Source organism: Pseudomonas sp. PDM31, assembly GCF_019218965.1.
Taxonomy (GTDB): domain Bacteria; phylum Pseudomonadota; class Gammaproteobacteria; order Pseudomonadales; family Pseudomonadaceae; genus Aquipseudomonas.
In genome coordinates this window covers 46,934-62,497 of sequence record NZ_JAHUWS010000011.1, presented here as the reverse complement: position 1 = coordinate 62,497, position 15,564 = coordinate 46,934, and the positions used below count along the sequence as shown (strand labels likewise).

General features: G+C 59.4%; 12 protein-coding genes and 1 pseudogene. 7 read left to right on the top strand and 6 right to left on the bottom strand.

Annotated features, from left to right (window positions below; genetic code table 11):
• Positions 1 to 6 precede the first annotated feature (6 nt).
• On the bottom strand, positions 7 to 804 hold the full coding sequence (locus KW839_RS21105) for a hydroxymethylpyrimidine/phosphomethylpyrimidine kinase (RefSeq protein WP_060543396.1): 798 nt from the start codon (positions 802 to 804) through the stop codon (positions 7 to 9).
• Positions 805 to 1,084: 280 nt separating this feature from the next.
• Here KW839_RS21105 and KW839_RS21100 point away from each other — a divergent pair, with 280 nt between their 5' ends.
• The 4 genes from KW839_RS21100 (at position 1,085) to KW839_RS21085 (ending at position 7,573) form a co-directional block, all read left to right on the top strand.
• The gene (locus KW839_RS21100; RefSeq protein WP_218425413.1) at positions 1,085 to 3,469 is read left to right on the top strand and encodes a hybrid sensor histidine kinase/response regulator; all 2,385 of its coding nucleotides are present in this window, start codon (positions 1,085 to 1,087) and stop codon (positions 3,467 to 3,469) included.
• Positions 3,470 to 3,543: 74 nt separating this feature from the next.
• A complete protein-coding gene (locus tag KW839_RS21095; RefSeq protein ID WP_218425412.1) occupies positions 3,544 to 5,190 on the top strand; it encodes an acyl-CoA dehydrogenase family protein in 1,647 nt (548 codons plus the stop codon).
• Positions 5,191 to 5,365: 175 nt separating this feature from the next.
• On the top strand, positions 5,366 to 6,865 hold the full coding sequence (amn, locus tag KW839_RS21090; protein ID WP_218425411.1) for an AMP nucleosidase: 1,500 nt from the start codon (positions 5,366 to 5,368) through the stop codon (positions 6,863 to 6,865).
• Between the two features lie 72 nt (positions 6,866 to 6,937).
• Entirely contained in the window at positions 6,938 to 7,573 is a 636-nt protein-coding gene (locus KW839_RS21085) for a pseudouridine synthase (protein WP_256352784.1), read from the top strand.
• On the opposite strand, the gene KW839_RS21080 is transcribed toward KW839_RS21085, so the two are convergent.
• Both KW839_RS21080 and KW839_RS21075 read right to left on the bottom strand, forming a co-directional pair.
• The gene (locus KW839_RS21080; protein ID WP_039594082.1) at positions 7,568 to 7,777 is read right to left on the bottom strand and encodes a DUF2788 domain-containing protein; all 210 of its coding nucleotides are present in this window, start codon (positions 7,775 to 7,777) and stop codon (positions 7,568 to 7,570) included. The genes KW839_RS21085 and KW839_RS21080 overlap by 6 nt on opposite strands.
• 210 nt (positions 7,778 to 7,987) lie before the next feature.
• The gene (locus KW839_RS21075) at positions 7,988 to 8,467 is read right to left on the bottom strand and encodes an Lrp/AsnC family transcriptional regulator (RefSeq protein ID WP_007937367.1); all 480 of its coding nucleotides are present in this window, start codon (positions 8,465 to 8,467) and stop codon (positions 7,988 to 7,990) included.
• Positions 8,468 to 8,891: 424 nt separating this feature from the next.
• Between KW839_RS21075 and KW839_RS21070 the strand changes: the two genes are divergently transcribed.
• On the top strand, positions 8,892 to 9,971 hold the full coding sequence (locus KW839_RS21070; RefSeq protein ID WP_218425410.1) for a DUF6515 family protein: 1,080 nt from the start codon (positions 8,892 to 8,894) through the stop codon (positions 9,969 to 9,971).
• On the opposite strand, the gene KW839_RS21065 is transcribed toward KW839_RS21070, so the two are convergent.
• Positions 9,956 to 10,861, bottom strand: coding sequence for a cation diffusion facilitator family transporter (locus tag KW839_RS21065; RefSeq protein ID WP_218425409.1), 906 nt, complete (start codon positions 10,859 to 10,861; stop codon positions 9,956 to 9,958). The genes KW839_RS21070 and KW839_RS21065 overlap by 16 nt on opposite strands.
• Positions 10,862 to 10,889: 28 nt before the next feature.
• A complete protein-coding gene (locus tag KW839_RS21060) occupies positions 10,890 to 11,309 on the bottom strand; it encodes a polyribonucleotide nucleotidyltransferase (protein ID WP_218425408.1) in 420 nt (139 codons plus the stop codon).
• Between the two features lie 352 nt (positions 11,310 to 11,661).
• Here KW839_RS21060 and KW839_RS21055 point away from each other — a divergent pair.
• Positions 11,662 to 12,072 (top strand): annotated as a pseudogene (locus KW839_RS21055) (DEAD/DEAH box helicase); the annotation flags it as partial.
• A gap of 223 nt (positions 12,073 to 12,295) precedes the next feature.
• Positions 12,296 to 14,818 carry an ATP-dependent helicase HrpB gene (hrpB, locus tag KW839_RS21050; RefSeq protein ID WP_218425406.1) on the top strand — a complete coding sequence of 841 codons (2,523 nt, stop codon included), beginning with the start codon at positions 12,296 to 12,298 and terminating at the stop codon, positions 14,816 to 14,818.
• 2 nt (positions 14,819 to 14,820) lie between these two features.
• Here the strand turns inward: hrpB and KW839_RS21045 are convergent, their stop codons facing one another.
• Entirely contained in the window at positions 14,821 to 15,315 is a 495-nt protein-coding gene (locus tag KW839_RS21045) for a helix-turn-helix domain-containing protein (RefSeq protein ID WP_218425405.1), read from the bottom strand.
• Between the last annotated feature and the right edge of the window lie 249 nt (positions 15,316 to 15,564).

Here is a 15,564-nt window from a genome sequence, read left to right as displayed (position 1 = left end):
ATGGCATTACGAACAGAAGTCCAGTGGCAGGCGGCGTGGCACGAATTGGCCTTTGCCCAGCTGCTCGGCATCGCGCAGGGTGCGCCACGTGTAGTTAAGTGCAGTCTGTACGGCGCTGGCGAGGTTTTCACCCTGGGCCAGACGACCGGCCAGGGCGCTGGCCAGGGTGCAACCGGAGCCATGATAGCTGCCGGGCAGGCGCTGGCAGGTAAAGGTTTCGCGCAGGCCATCACGGCTGTACAGGCGATTGTGGATTTCGGTTTCGTCGCCGTGACCGCCGGTGATCAGCAGGTGTTTGACGTATGGCAGGAGTTTTTCTGCGCACTCGTCCGCAGTGCCCTCAGGCAGTTCGGCGAGGATGCGGGCTTCAGGGAGGTTGGGGGTGGCAATGATCGACAGGGGCAGCAGACGTTCACGCATGGCGTAGCCCACTTCGTCCTTGCCCAGTCGCCCGCCGCCGCCGGCGCGCAGTACCGGGTCACAGACCACTGGCAAATGCGGGTGAGCCGAAAGCAGTTCGACAACGGTGTCGACCATTTCCAGGGAACCGAGCATGCCCAGTTTGACCGCAGCGACTTCGGAGTCGTTGAGCACGGCATTGGCCTGGGCCAGCACCCACTCACGGTCGAGGACGCGGAAGTCAGTGACATTGACGGTGTCTTGCACGGTCAGGGCGGTCACGGCCGGAGCCGCATGGCATCCCTGAGCGAGCAGGGCTTCGATATCTGCCTGCAAGCCGGCGCCACCACTTGGGTCGTGGCCGGAGAGACAGAGGACAACGGGGCGAGAGCTGTAGATATTCATGGTGCGCGAGCTTACCACCAAACATGTTTTTCGGGTGTGTGCACGCATTGGCATAGCGATCTTTTGATCATTGCCATCAAGGCAGTGGTTTTGGATCGCTGATTAGTGCTGAAGTGCCCGTTCTAGAGCCTTTTCAATATAATTTTCGATGGTGCTTAAAGGCCATCAACGGCTATGCTAAAGTGGATCCAAACCAATAACAGGTGATACCGGTTTTACGTCTACTCAAAGGGAATGGGGGGCTTCCTGAAAAGACCGGACAGTCCACGCTGGGGCTTAAATGCGCTATCTGCTGATGTTGCTGTTGTGTTTGCCCCTTTTGGCGAACGCCGTCGAGTTCGATGAGTTTACTCGCAGCCTTCCCTTGGGCCGAACCCTGCAAGTGCTGGAGGACGCGGGTGGTCAGGCGACCATCGCGGATGTACTTGCGCAAGCGGCAGCCGGCAACTTCAAGCCTCACCACAAAGACACGCTCAACGCCGGGTATTCACGTTCTGTGTTCTGGCTGAAAATTGACCTGCACTACCGTCCGGGCAACCCGGCAGCGCAACGGACCTGGCTGCTGGAACTGGCCTATCCGCCTCTGGACCGCCTCGATCTTTATTTACCCGATTCGGCCGGCGACTATCATCTGGTCCGGCAGACCGGCGATGCCTTGCCATTTGCCAGTCGTGAGATTCGTCAGAACAATTACCTGTTCGACCTGGCGTTCAAGCCAGATCAGCGCGAAACCCTCTATCTGCGTCTGCAAAGTGAAGGCTCGATCCAGGCGCCCGTGACGTTGTGGTCGAGCACCGCCTACCTCGAAGAACAACCCGTGCGCCTCTATGTACTTGGGTTGATATACGGCGTGTTGCTGGGAATGCTGGTCTACAACCTGTTCATCTACCTCAGTGTGCGCGACACCAGTTACCTCTACTACATCTTCTACATCGCCTCGTTCGGTCTGTATCAGCTGTCGGTGAACGGGGCGGCGGTGCAGTATTTCTGGCCCGACAACCCTTGGTGGGCTAATGCCGCGACGCCATTTTTCATTGGCTGCGCGGGTCTGTTCGGCAGTCAGTTCGCCCGCAGTTTTTTGCAGATGGCTACCCACAGCCGCTGGGTCGATCGCTTATTGCTGGCGCTGGTCGTTTTCAGTGCGCTGGTGGTCGGCCTGTCATTGATGGCCAGTTATGCCCTGGCGTTACGGCTGGCCACGGCGCTGGCGCTGACGTTCACCGTAGTGATTTTTGCCGCCGGCATCTTTGCCTGGCTGCGCGGCTTGCGCGTAGCGCGGTACTTCATCATCGCCTGGTCGGCGTTTCTGCTCGGTGGCGTCGTCAATACGCTGATGGTGCTGGGTTACCTGCCCAACGTGTTCCTGACCATGTATTCCAGCCAGATCGGTTCGGCGATCGAGGTGGCTTTGCTGTCCCTGGCCCTGGCCGATCGCATCAACGCAATGCGCGAGCAGCAAGCACAGACCCTGCTCGATGCCAGCCAGAAACTTGAAGTGCTCAACCAGCAACTGGAGCGCAGCAACCAGCTCAAGGACGAATTTCTCGCCACCCTGACCCATGAACTGCGTACGCCGATGAACGGCGTAATCGGTTCTCTGGAGCTGATGCAGACCGTAGAAATGGACCCGGAGCTGGAGCAATACCAGCAGACGGCCTCGGGGTCGGCGCGGGACATGATGCGCATGGTCAATGGCATTCTCACCCTCACCGAATTGCAGGCCGGCAAGCTCAAGGCCTCGGCGGATGCCTTCAGTTTGCGTGGTATGGTCGAGTCGTTGCGAGGGCAGTTCGAAGGTAATGCGACAGCCAAATCCCTGGATTTCAAGGTCGATATCGCCTCGGGTGTGCCGGACCGCCTGCATGGTGACAAGGCGAAGATCTCGCAATGCCTGGAGTGCCTGCTGGATAACGCAATCAAATTCACCCGCATTGGAGGCCTGGCCTTGCGGGTGACCGCGAAGGCGAACCAGCCTGACCGATTGGCATTGACCTTTGCGGTGATCGACACCGGCATCGGTTTTACCGATCTTGGGGAGGCCACCATGTATCAGCGCTTCTTCCAGCTCGACGGTTCGATGACTCGCGAATATGGCGGACTTGGGGTCGGGCTGGCGATCTGCCGGCAGTTGGTTGAATTGCTTGGTGGGCGTCTGACTCACCGTTCCGAGCCCGGGCGCGGCAGCCGCTTCCAGCTCGACGTCGAAGTTGAACTGGAAGCAGCCGGGCGTTCTGTGGCACCCCTGATGCCCCGGGATTTTCCACTCCTGCGCTTGCCACAGGAATGCGCCGTACTGCTGGTGGATGACAACAGCATCAGCCAACTGGTGATGCGCGGCATGCTGCTCAAGCTCGGCTTTCGCGTGCGCACCGCCGACAGCGATACCGTCGCCCTCGAACTGCTGCAGCAAGAAGCCTTTGATGCCGTGCTGGTGGACTGCCAGTTGCCGAAAACGCAAGGAATGTCGGTCTGTTGTCAGATCCGCGCCTTGCCGGGTTGCGCACAATTGCCGTTGTTCCTGGTCGCCCTCGGTGTCGATCGGGAACGCTGTCCGACCGGTGCATTGATCGATCACTTGAGTAAACCGGTGAAATTCGAAGACTTGCAGGCGGCGCTTTATCGTCGGGTGCTCTGCCCACAGCATGGCGAAAGCGCCGGCAGTTAGGCAGATATGACACTTTGTTCGACCATGGGGCAGTGCTTAACTGAAGTCCCTTGGCTGACCAAAGGAGCCCTGTCATGAACCTGCATCAGTTCGCCGAAACCCACGAAGTCACCAACCAGCCACCGTCGCTGGATGGCGCCAACCTGTACCGCATCGACCTGCCGTTGCAGGAGTGGTCGCGGCGGTTCGGTGCCGGTTGGGCCGAGTCGCGAATCGACGCCTATGGTGCATTGGCCGGCGGGCCGTTGATGGAGGCCGGGTTCCTGGCCAACCAGAATAAGCCGGAGTTCAGCAGCCATGACCGTTACGGTCATCGTATTGACCTGGTGGAGTTTCATCCCGCCTATCACCAACTGATGCGCACGGCAGTCGAGCATCGCCTGACTTCGTTGCCCTGGGCGCACCCACAGGATGGCGCCCATGTCGCGCGCGCGTCCATGACTTACTTGCACAGTCAGGCCGAAGCCGGCAGTGGCTGCCCGTTGACCATGACATTTGCCAGCGTACCGGCGCTGCGCCTGCAAGCGGATCTGGCGCAGCAGTGGTTGCCGAAAATCCTCGCTACCGAATATGACCCGCGCAACGTCGGCATGGCCCACAAGGCCGGGGTCACCATTGGCATGGCCATGACCGAGAAGCAGGGCGGCACCGATGTGCGGGCCAACACCACCAAGGCTTACCCGGTGGGGGGCCGTGGTCCTGGTCAGGCTTATGAACTGGTGGGGCACAAGTGGTTTTGTTCGGCCCCCATGTGCGATGCCTTCCTGACCCTGGCGCAGACGGACAAGGGCCTGACCTGCTTCCTGTTGCCGCGCCATCGCCCGGACGATACGCGCAATCAGTTTTACATCCAGCGTCTGAAGAACAAGCTGGGCAACTGCTCGAATGCTTCCAGTGAAGTGGAGTTCCGTGGGGCACTGGCCTGGATGGTCGGCGAGGAGGGCCGCGGGGTTCCGACAATCATAGAAATGGTCGCCATGACCCGTTTCGATTGCATGGTCGGTTCCAGTTCGTTGATGCGCCAGGCGCTGACCCAGGCCAGCCATCACTGCGCCCATCGCTCGGTCGGCGGCAAATTGCTCAGCGAACAACCCTTGATGCAGAACGTGCTGGCGGATCTGGCCCTGGAAAGCGAAGCGGCCCTGGCCTTGAGCCTGCGCATGGGCCGGGCGCTGGATCATCTGGATGACTCGCAGGAAGCGAAATTCGCCCGCCTGGTGACGGCGGTGGGCAAGTACTGGATATGCAAGCGTGCGCCGGGGATGATCAACGAAGCCGCCGAATGCATGGGTGGTGCGGGCTATGTCGAGGACAGCATTCTGCCGCGCCTGTATCGCGAGGCACCGGTGAACTCGACATGGGAAGGTTCCGGCAACGTGCAATGCCTTGATGTGTTGCGGGCGCTGTCGAAAGAGCCGGGTGTGCTCGATGCATTGTTCAGCGAGCTGGGTGACGGTCATGGCGACAAGCGTCTGGCCGCACACATCCGCCAGTTACAGGAGGCCTTCAAGGATACCAGCGACATTCAGTACCGTGCCCGGCAGCTGACTGAAGATATTGCCCTGGGGTTGCAGGCCAAGCTGTTGCTGGAAGCCGGGAATGCGGCGGTCAGTGATGCGTTTATTGCCAGTCGTCTGGATGGCGGTGGCCGAGTGTACGGCGCATTGCCACGCGGGCTGGACGTAGAAGCCATTGTCGCCCGCTCGACACCTAATGTGTGATCGACCCTGATCCTCTGTGGGAGCGGGCTCGCTCGCGAAGGCAGTATTTCAGCCGGCATCCCATTGGCTGGCACGACGCCTTCGCGAGCAAGCCCGCTCCCACAGTGAACTTTGGTGTTTGCAGTATTTTTGTAGCAGCACGCAACTGTTCCCGTGAAGCGACGATGCAGGCAAGATGAAGCTCTGCAAGTCAGAACACAGGATGCTGATCGTGACCGAAGCTTTTATTGTCGTTCAAACCGCCGAGCAAGCCGTGGACCGGCTCGCACTCTTGCACAGTCGTGCGACTACTGCGCTGAATCAGGCGCTCAAGCGTTACCTCAAGGATCGTGTCGAGCCTGATGCCGAACAGCGTGCGATGTTCCGGTATCCCGAGTTGCGCCTGACTTACCATTGCCAGGGCGAAGTCCCGCAGACCACCCGGGCCTACGCCAAGGTGCAATTGCCGGGCACCTACAGCGTCACCGTCACCCATCCGGCGGCTTTCCGTAAATACCTGCTGGAGCAACTGGTTCCGTTGATGCATGACTTCACCGTGACGGTCGAGGTGGGTGTCAGTCAGCAGAATATTCCTTACCCATACGTCGTCGAGCAGGGCGATGAGCTGGCCGGTTCCGGCGTCACCGCTGCGGTGCTGGCGCGGGTGTTCCCCAGTACCGACCTGTCGGCGGCAACCGATGGCATTGCCGACGGACTCTACGATTGGGAAAACACCGACCCACTGCCCCTGGCACTGTTCGATGCCGCACGGGTGGATTTCTCCCTGCGTCGACTGGTGCATTACACCGGCAGTGACTGGCGGCATGTGCAGCCGTGGATTCTGCTGACCAACTATCACCGTTACGTCGACCAGTTCATCGTCCATGGCCTGGAGCAGCTGCGCAACGACCCGCGTTTCGTGCGCATGGTGCTGCCGGGCAACGTGATCATCGAAAAGACCATGGATCACGGGGAAGCCTCGGCAATTGCCGCCGGCGTGGTCTGGCACCGCTACCAGATGCCGGCGTATCACCTGATCGCCAGCGATGGCCATGGCGTGACCCTGGTGAACATCGGCGTCGGCCCGTCCAACGCCAAGAACATCACCGACCATCTGGCGGTGCTGCGTCCGCATTGCTGGCTGATGATTGGCCACTGCGGTGGCTTGCGGCAGTCGCAAACCATTGGCGACTACGTGCTGGCGCACGCCTACATGCGCCGCGACGGGATCCTCGACCGGGTCGTGCCGCCGAACATTCCCATTCCGGCCCTGGCCGAAGTGCAGCTCGCCCTTCAGCAGGCGGCGGCCAATATCACCGGGGAGAAAGGCGATGAACTGAAAAAACGCCTGCGCACCGGTACCGTGCTGACCTACGACGATCGTAACTGGGAACTGCGCTGGGCCCAGGAGCGTCCGTTGATCAACCTGTCCCGCGCCGTAGCCGTGGACATGGAAAGCGGCACCATCGCGGCGCAAGGTTATCGATTGCGGGTGCCTTACGGCACGTTGCTGTGTGTATCGGACAAGCCGCTGCACAGCGAAATCAAGTTGCCGGGGTCGGCCAACGCCTTCTATGAACGCGCGGTCAGCCAGCACCTGAAGATCGGCATCGAAGCGGTGGACCTGTTACGCACCGAGCTCAACTCGTTGCACTCGCGCAAGCTGCGCAGCTTCGACGAACCGCCGTTCCGCTGACGGTTGTCATGGTCATTTGGCGGTCTGGGCACTAGCATTGTCAGCCCAGACCGTTAGATGTTCTTACTTCCCATGCCTCGTCCGCCACGTCCTGCCTCTCGCCGTCCCGGCGCAAATCCTGCGAAACCCGCCCCGCGTCGCGTCGCCAAGGCGCCCCCGACCGAGCCGAAGCTGATCCTGTTCAACAAGCCGTTCGATGTGCTGACGCAATTCAGCGACGGCGAAGGGCGCGCGACCCTAAAGGACTTCATCGAGATTCCGGGCATTTACCCGGCAGGACGTCTGGACCGAGATAGCGAAGGCTTGCTGCTGCTGACCAATGACGGCCAGCTTCAGGCGCGGATTGCCGACCCGAAACACAAACTGGCCAAGACCTATTGGGTGCAGGTGGAGGGCGAGCCGAGCGCCGAGCAGTTGCAGCGCTTGCGCAACGGTGTCGAGTTGAATGACGGCATGACCTTGCCCGCCGAGGCGCGGCAACTGCAAGAGCCGCAACTGTGGCCGCGCAATCCACCAGTGCGCTTTCGCAAAAGTGTGCCGACCAGTTGGCTGGAATTGGTGATTCGCGAAGGGCGCAACCGGCAGGTCCGGCGCATGACGGCAGCGGTGGGGTTGCCGACGTTGCGGCTGGTGCGGGTCAGGATCGGCGACTGGACGATCGAAGGGCTCGATCAGGGCCAGTGGAAAGAGGTGCCGGCGCGCTTATAGGGTGCCGCTCTCGATCAGGCCGATCACCACGCTCTTGATGATGAAGGCGGCTACGCCAAGACCCAGCACAAAGAACAGAATGAACGAGCCGAACCGCCCGGCCTTGGACTTCTTCGCCAGATCCCAGACGATGAAACCCATGAAAATGATCAGGATGCTGACCAGTCCGGTCATCATCCACTCTTCGAAAACTGCAGGATCCATCGGACATCTCCAGCGCGGGGGCGGCTAAAAGGGCGCGGGGAGTATACGGCACGCTGGGTTGGTGCAGCATGGGCCTGCGGCGGTGTGTCGCAGTCATTCGTCGCCTGTGCCGGCCCCATCGCTGGCAAGCCAGCTCCCGCAAGGTTTAACGCCGATCACAACATTGCGAACGACACAAAACCTGTAGCTGGCTTGCCAGCGATGAGGGACTCAGCTACGCAGATGAGTCAAAGGCAGTTCGGTACTGTTCAAAACCTGATTCAGCACAAAACTTGAACGCACGCTGGTAACGCCTTCAATCCGGGTCAAATGCCCGAGCAGCAGTTTCTGGTAGTGGTCCATATCCGGTACCACGACCTTGAGCTGATAGTCAGCGTCCATCCCGGTCACCAGGCTGCACTCCAGCACTTGCGGCAGGGTGCGAATCGCCGCTTCGAAGTTCTCGAAGCGCTCCGGAGTATGGCGGTCCATGCCGATCAGCACATAGGCAGTGAGGCTCAGGCCAAGCATTTTGCGGTCGAGCAGGGCGACCTGGCGGGAAATGTAGCCGTCATCTTCCAGTTGCTTGACCCGGCGCGAACATGGTGAAGGAGACAGGCCGATGCGCTCGGCCAGTTCCTGGTTGGAGATGCGCGCGTCGCGCTGCAATTCCGCCAAAATACTCAGGTCGTAACGGTCGAGTTTGCTCATCAATCAGTCCTTTGTCGTAACTATTGCGACAGATTATGTATCCGGGGTTAAAAATTGCGCAAGTGATGTTTATTTGAGCAATCTTCGCAATCCTCTGTCGCCACCAAAAGCCTATTCTTATCACCAGAATCACTGCTCGGACAAACAGTCCAGTGCGGCCCGCCCAATCAGGCCCGCCGCGGCCGCCACCCCCACAGGGGATGTGCCGGCCCCCGAGCTACACACTGTCCAGAAGACGGCGTGAGGTGAGCCGACGTCAAAAGCGTCGAGCCAGGACGAAGTTCTCAAGGGGAGGCCGACGGGTCTCCCCTTTTTCTTGTGTGCGGCCCTCAATAAATAAACTGCGCGGCGGATAACCTGTCGCAGAACCGGCCCTGGCTTTGCCAGTCTTATCTACAGGCCCTAACCCGCAGTGAGGAAGAGCATGAAGTCGCGCATCTGGCGTTTGGCCGGTGTTGGTTTGCTGTGTGTCAGTGTCACTGCGCAATCGCTGGCCGATCAACCGCAGAAACGGGGTCCCGATGGCGGCCAGCACGGATCTGACGGTCATCAGGGCAACAACCAGGGCGGTGGTGGCAACTATCAAGGGCAACCGCAAAACGGTCAGCCTCACTATCAGCCACCTGCGCAGGGCAACGACGTCATTCGTGGCGACAATAGCCGTCAGTTCGAGCACAACGGCCAGAATCAGCATAACGGCAAGAACCCGAACAATGGCCAGTGGCAGAACCGCCCCCAGCCGGACTTGAACAGCCCGGTTCGATCACCGCCGCCCTCACCGCAACTTCCCGCCAACGACCTGCCGATTTCGGGCCGGCCAGACACCGTGCGCCAGACCCAGCAACCGCAGCGTGGGTACTATCAGGATGTGCCGCGACGCAATGACTACAACCAGCGGTGGAATGGCTATATCGGCGCACCTTCCAGCGACAATCATTGGCAGGGGCGACCGGACGGGCACGGCAACGGTTGGGGCCCGGGGCCGAAGTATCGCCCCGGCCAAGTCATCGATCGCTTCCCGGACCGAGATTACCGCGTACCTTACCGTGGCATGGATTACTTCTACTCCGGCGGTTACTGGTATCGCCCATTGGGTCCGCAATATGTGGTGGTGGAGCCGCCGCGTGGTATTCGGGTCAGCTATTTGCCCGACTATGCCCAGCAGGTCTGGGTGGGTGGGGCGCTGCTGTTTCTCGCGGCCGGCTCGTATTACGCCTATCAGGCCAATACCCAGGATTACGTCGTGGTGGAGCCGCCGGTTGGCAGCGCGCAATCGCAGCCACAATCGGCCGGCAATGGTTATGACGTAGTGGCGTACCCGGCCAACGGCCAGTCACCTGAGCAGGTCAGCCGGGATGGCTACGAGTGCTATCAGTACGCAGTGCAACAGAGTGGTTTCGACCCGCGAACCGCCACCTATCAACCGGCCCCGTCGGTGGTACAAAGCTACCGTCAGGCCCAGGGCAACTGCCTGGGAAGTCGCGGATATCAGGTGACTGAATGAGCCCTGGCAGCGTTCACCACTTCCTGCGGATCGGCGTGCACCAGCACTTCGGCCCGGGGGTAGGCGTCGTGAATTGCCGCGGCTGCCTGATCGCTGATGCCGTGGGCGACTGACAGCGTCAGTTCCCCCGGCAGCTCCAGATGCAACTGCACGAACCATTGGTTGCCGGAGATCCGTGTGCGCAGATCATGTGCACCCAACACCCCGGGCACGCTGCAGGCCAGCTCCAGCATGTGCTGGCTGATATCCGGCGGCAGCTCTTCATCCATCAACACGGTAAAGCTCTCACGGGCGATCTGCACCGCGCTCCAGAAAATGTACGCGGCAATACCCAGGCCGAACCAGGGGTCGATCTGGTGCCAGCCGAACCCGGCGAGCACCAGCGCCACCAGAATGCTGCCGTTGAGTAGCAAGTCCGAACGGTAATGCAGGGAGTCGGCGCGCACGGCATTGGAGCCGGTGGCCTTGACCACCCGATGTTGCAGCATCAGCAAGGCCAGGGTCAGCACCAGCGAGAACACAATCACCCCGATGCTGATCCACGGCGCGCCGACCGGCTCAGGATGCTTCAGCCGCTCGAATGCCTGTAGGGCAATCAGCACCGCACTGCCGCCAATGAACAATGCCTGGGCCATGCCCGCCAGCGACTCTGCCTTGCCGTGCCCATAGCGATGATCGTCGTCGGCCGGGCGCAAGGCGTAATGCACCGCCAGCAAGTTGAGCAACGAGGTGACACCGTCGAGGGCCGAGTCAGTAAGCCCGGCGAGCATGCTCACCGAGCCGCTCAACCACCAGGCGATGGCTTTGGCGACGATCAGCGTGCACGCCACGGCTACCGAGGCACGGGTCGCCAGCCGCAGCAGGCGGGCGTGTTCGGAGCTGGAAATCATAAGTGCGGCTTTTCCTCTGATGCGGCGATTACGCCGCAGGTTGCAGGCCGAACATCGCCAGTTGCTGAGTACTGCCCTTGTGCTGGATCAGGCGTGGATCATCCAGCGGCAAGCTGCGGCCCAACTCACGCTGCAGAATAGACTGCAACTTGAGGTTATCGACCTTGCCGTCGGCGCCAATGGCTTCCTGGAGTTTTTCCGGGGCCACCTGGGCGGTCTTGCCTGGCTCGAAGTAGATGGCGCCGGTGGCGAAGTCGACGGCAAAGGCAATCAGCCCGGGGATGATGTAGAACAGCAGGCCCACAGCGTCGAGCACGACCACGGCCGGGTCGATCTTGCCGTCGATCTGGCCACGGCGATCGGGGTAGAAGATCGAACCGCAGGCGGTGACCTGGGTCAGCAGGGTGGCAACCAATACACCGCCAATCAGGCGAAAGGGAACACGCATGGCAAATCTCCTGAGTAGAACGTTTAGAGCGTCACTGGTTTGAGCCCAGAGTACGCCAAACAGTTCGCCGTTATACTCGTGCCGGCAGGGCGTGCCCACAGTAAATTGCGGCCGCGTCTCACCCCTACAGAGATAGTTGAGGATGAACGTTGTTTTTTTCAGTTCAACAACGCGTAACGGCTGGCAGTTGTAATCGGGGTTTGGCCCTCCGGGCTGAAGCTGTGGACGCGCCATGCTGCGTTGCGCAGCTTGGTAAGGAAACGACCCTTGCCTGCGTCCCGCGCCTTGCCTGGCACGCCCACAGCTTCAACGCGACTCGCAATTTACTGTGGGCACGCCTTGGGGAGCCAGCATGATTTCTTTGCCAATTGATGAAGTTTTACCCGCCCTGCGTGAAGCCCTGGCGTCACGCCACGAAGCCGTGCTCGAAGCACCACCCGGCGCCGGTAAAACCACCCGCGTGCCATTGGCCTTGCTCAACGAGCCATGGCTGGCCGGGCAGACCATCCTGATGCTCGAACCGCGCCGCTTGGCGGCGCGGGCGGCGGCGGAGCGCCTGGCCAGTGAGCTGGGCGAAAAGGTCGGCGAAACCGTGGGCTATCGGATTCGCCTCGACAGCAAGGTCGGGCCCAGGACCCGCATCGAAGTGGTCACCGAAGGCATTCTCACCCGGCGTTTGCAGGATGATCCGGCGCTGGAAGGCGTGGGTCTGTTGATCTTCGACGAGTTTCACGATTTGCTGATTTGCTCTACTTCTGCACTTACTTGTCATGCTTTTCAATCAACGCCCACAAGGCTTTGATGCTCCTACTCCTACTCCTACTCCTACTCCTACTCCTACTCCTGCTTTTGCCCTTGCTTCCGCTCTCGCTCCTCCTGTTTTTCGATGGTGCGCTTAGGTAGCTCACTGCTCCTGACTGGTAACCTCAAGTCAAAATCATAACTCCACGCCCAGCGTATACTGCTTCCCTGATTTGGGAGCCTCGATGATTTCTCTACCTATTGACCTCGTATTGCCAGACCTACGAGAGGCCCTGGCCAACCGCAACGAAGTGATCCTTGAAGCGCCACCTGGTGCGGGCAAGACCACTCGGGTACCTCTGACGCTGCTGAATGAGCCTTGGCTTGGTGACCAGAAGATCCTGATGCTCGAGCCTCGCCGATTGGCTGCTCGGGCGGCTGCTGAACGGTTAGCGAGTGAACTGGGTGAGAAGGTTGGTGAGACTGTCGGTTACCGTATCCGCTTGGAAAGCAAAGTGGGGCCACGCACTCGTATCGAGGTGGTCACCGAAGGCATTCTTGCTCGCAGGCTGCAAGAGGATCCGTCACTTGAAGGCGTGGGCCTGGTCATCTTCGACGAATTCCATCTTCGCAATCTTGATGCAGATCTGGCCTTGGCGCTGACACTTAATGGCCGCGAGATGCTACGAGACGAGGTTTCTCTCAAAGTGTTGCTGATGTCCGCAACGCTGGAGGGAGAGCGACTCTCTCGATTGCTCGACGATGCCCCCATCGTCACCAGTGAAGGCCGTATGTACCCGGTCACGACAATCTGGGGCGCACCGTATCAATCAGGCGATTATCTTGATCAGCGTGTGGTTTCGACATGCATGGATGCTCTGGAAGACCAAGGTGGAAGTCTCTTGGTGTTTTTACCTGGGCAGGCCGAAATACGACGAGTACATCAGTCTCTGAAAGATCGCTTGGGAGATCGAGAAGACGTTCTGTTGTGCCCTTTGCATGGAGAGCTCGAGCTAACTGCACAACGAGCTGCGATTGATCCACCTCCTGCAGGAAAGCGAAAGGTTGTCTTGGCTACCAACATCGCTGAGACCAGCGTGACTATCGAAGGTGTTCGAGTAGTAATCGACTCGGGACTCGAGCGTGTGCCTAGGTTCGACCCGCGTAGCGGGATGACCAGATTGGACACGCAGCGAATATCTAAAGCGAGCGCGACTCAGCGAGCGGGCCGTGCGGGACGCCTGGAGCCTGGTGTTTGTTATCGCCTGTGGTCAGAGACCCAGCATGATCAACTGCCAGGTTACGGTACTCCTGAGGTACAGCAGGCCGACCTTGCTGGATTAGCTCTGCAGCTGTCCAGATGGGGGGTGCAGCCCACTGATCTCAAATGGTTGGATGTTCCGCCTGCAGCTGCCTACTCCCAAGCTTGTGACCTTCTAGTTCGCTTGGGGGCTATGGGCGAAGATTTGAAGCTCACGAAGCATGGACAAGAAATGGCGGAATTGCCTGCGCATCCCCGCATAGCCCATCTGCTTCTGCGAGGTCATGCTTTCGGCCTTGGACATCTTGCATGTGATATCGCCGCTTTACTGGGGGAACGTGATATCCAGCGTGGCGCCGGTGCGGATATCCACAGTCGCCTTGCAATCGTCTCTGGAGAGCAGCGTGCCGAGCGTTCCGAGCAAGGCGGTGCGCAACGTGCTAGGCAGCTTGCCAAGCAATACCGTTCTTATCTGCGCGGCCCCATTGTCGACCCGGTGACTGATCCTGAGCACCCACGGTGGGTGGGAGCTTTATTGGCCTTGGCATACCCCGACCGTGTCGCCCAACAACGTCGCCCTGGTGGTGCTGAGTACCGTCTCGCAAATGGCCGTGCAGCCATGTTTACCGAAAGCGATGTGCTGATGAAGCATTCATGGTTGGTGATCGCTGATCTAGGTAGTCGCCAAGGCCAACGTGAAGAGCGTATTTACTTGGCGGCAGACTTCGATGAGGGGCTGTTCAAATCCCTTCTAAAGGAGCAAGTCCGTCAGGTGGATGAGCTGGACTGGGATGAGCGAGAAGGCGTGCTTAGAGCGGAGCGGCAGTTGAAGGTTGGGGAGTTGGTACTTTCCTCGGCACCTCTGGCAAACCTTGATGAAGAAGCTCGCATCCAGGCGTTGATCAATTACATCCGGCGCAAGGGAATTGAGCTCTTACCTTGGACTCCAGAGTTGCGCCAGTGGCAAGCGCGTGTAGCGCTTTTGCGGGATCTGGATTTAGAGAAGGGGAACACAAGTGATTGGCCAGATCTTCGTGACCAAGTGCTCCTGGCGTCTCTAGGGGAGTGGCTTGCCCCCTACATCACGAAGGTAACCAGGCTCAGCCACTTTGGGCAAATCGATCTACCATCAATTCTGCGCAGCCTTTTGCCGTGGCCGTTGCCGCAGCAACTCGATGCACAGGCACCTCAGACGATTGGTGTGCCTTCTGGATCGAACATTCGAATCGACTACAGCGAGCGTCCTCCCATATTGGCTGTGAGACTCCAGGAGTTGTTTGGCCTTGCAGATACACCGCGTATCGCCAATGGACGTCAGGTGCTCAAGCTCCATTTGTTATCGCCAGCGCGACGTCCTGTGCAAGTCACCCAGGACTTAGCAAACTTCTGGAAGTCGACATACGACGAAGTGAAGAAAGACCTTAAGGGAAGATATCCCAAACATTTTTGGCCTGACGACCCCTTGATCGCGGAAGCCACTGCTAAAGCTAAGCCGCGAGGTACTTAGACTCATTGACTGGCGGCAGATCCACAATCTGAGTGCCAAATTTTATGAACGGTTGACGCAGCCATCCCTAGTTTCAAAGATGTCTGCTTCTGCGTCATTCCTTCAGCTTTGCAGGCAAGCACGGCCTGAATTCTCTCTACCGGTATCGGTCGCTTGCCGGCTTTGCCTGTTACTAAATCACCGCCTTCAAAATGGCTCGGTAAACCAGCGAGAACCCCTAACGCTTCAAGCTTTTTCATCTCTGCCAGCAGACGGGCATTGAACGAAGTGAGAGATTCTTGGCGCTCGTAAATGGATGCCATCGCCAATAAAGCAATGGGGTCGACATCCAGTCGCGCGCTGATGCGCTCGAGCATGTCGAGTGTGATGTTGGTCTTCGCGTGCTCGACATTGTGCAAATGCCGCGCTTCCACTGCGCCACCTAGCTGCTCTTGGGACAGACCTCGAGCAATTCTGATCGAGCGTAGGATCGCTGCCAGCGTTGATCGCGAAGGCATGGGTGCTTCCCGTAAAGGGAAGGATAAGGCCACATTGATCAATTCCTATCCATGCAATATAGTGCGTTATTGTGAATTGCAGGTGAGTGACTACGACCGCACTGCACTCCAGCCGATGGTTGGGCTCCGTCGTCAGCAGCGGTTTAGTCCAGATTTGTCAATTTATAGGAATTATCGCTGAGGTACGTCGCTTGCGAACTTGCGCGCCGCATCTCGAACTACCGCGCCCCACAACGAGGAAACCGCGTC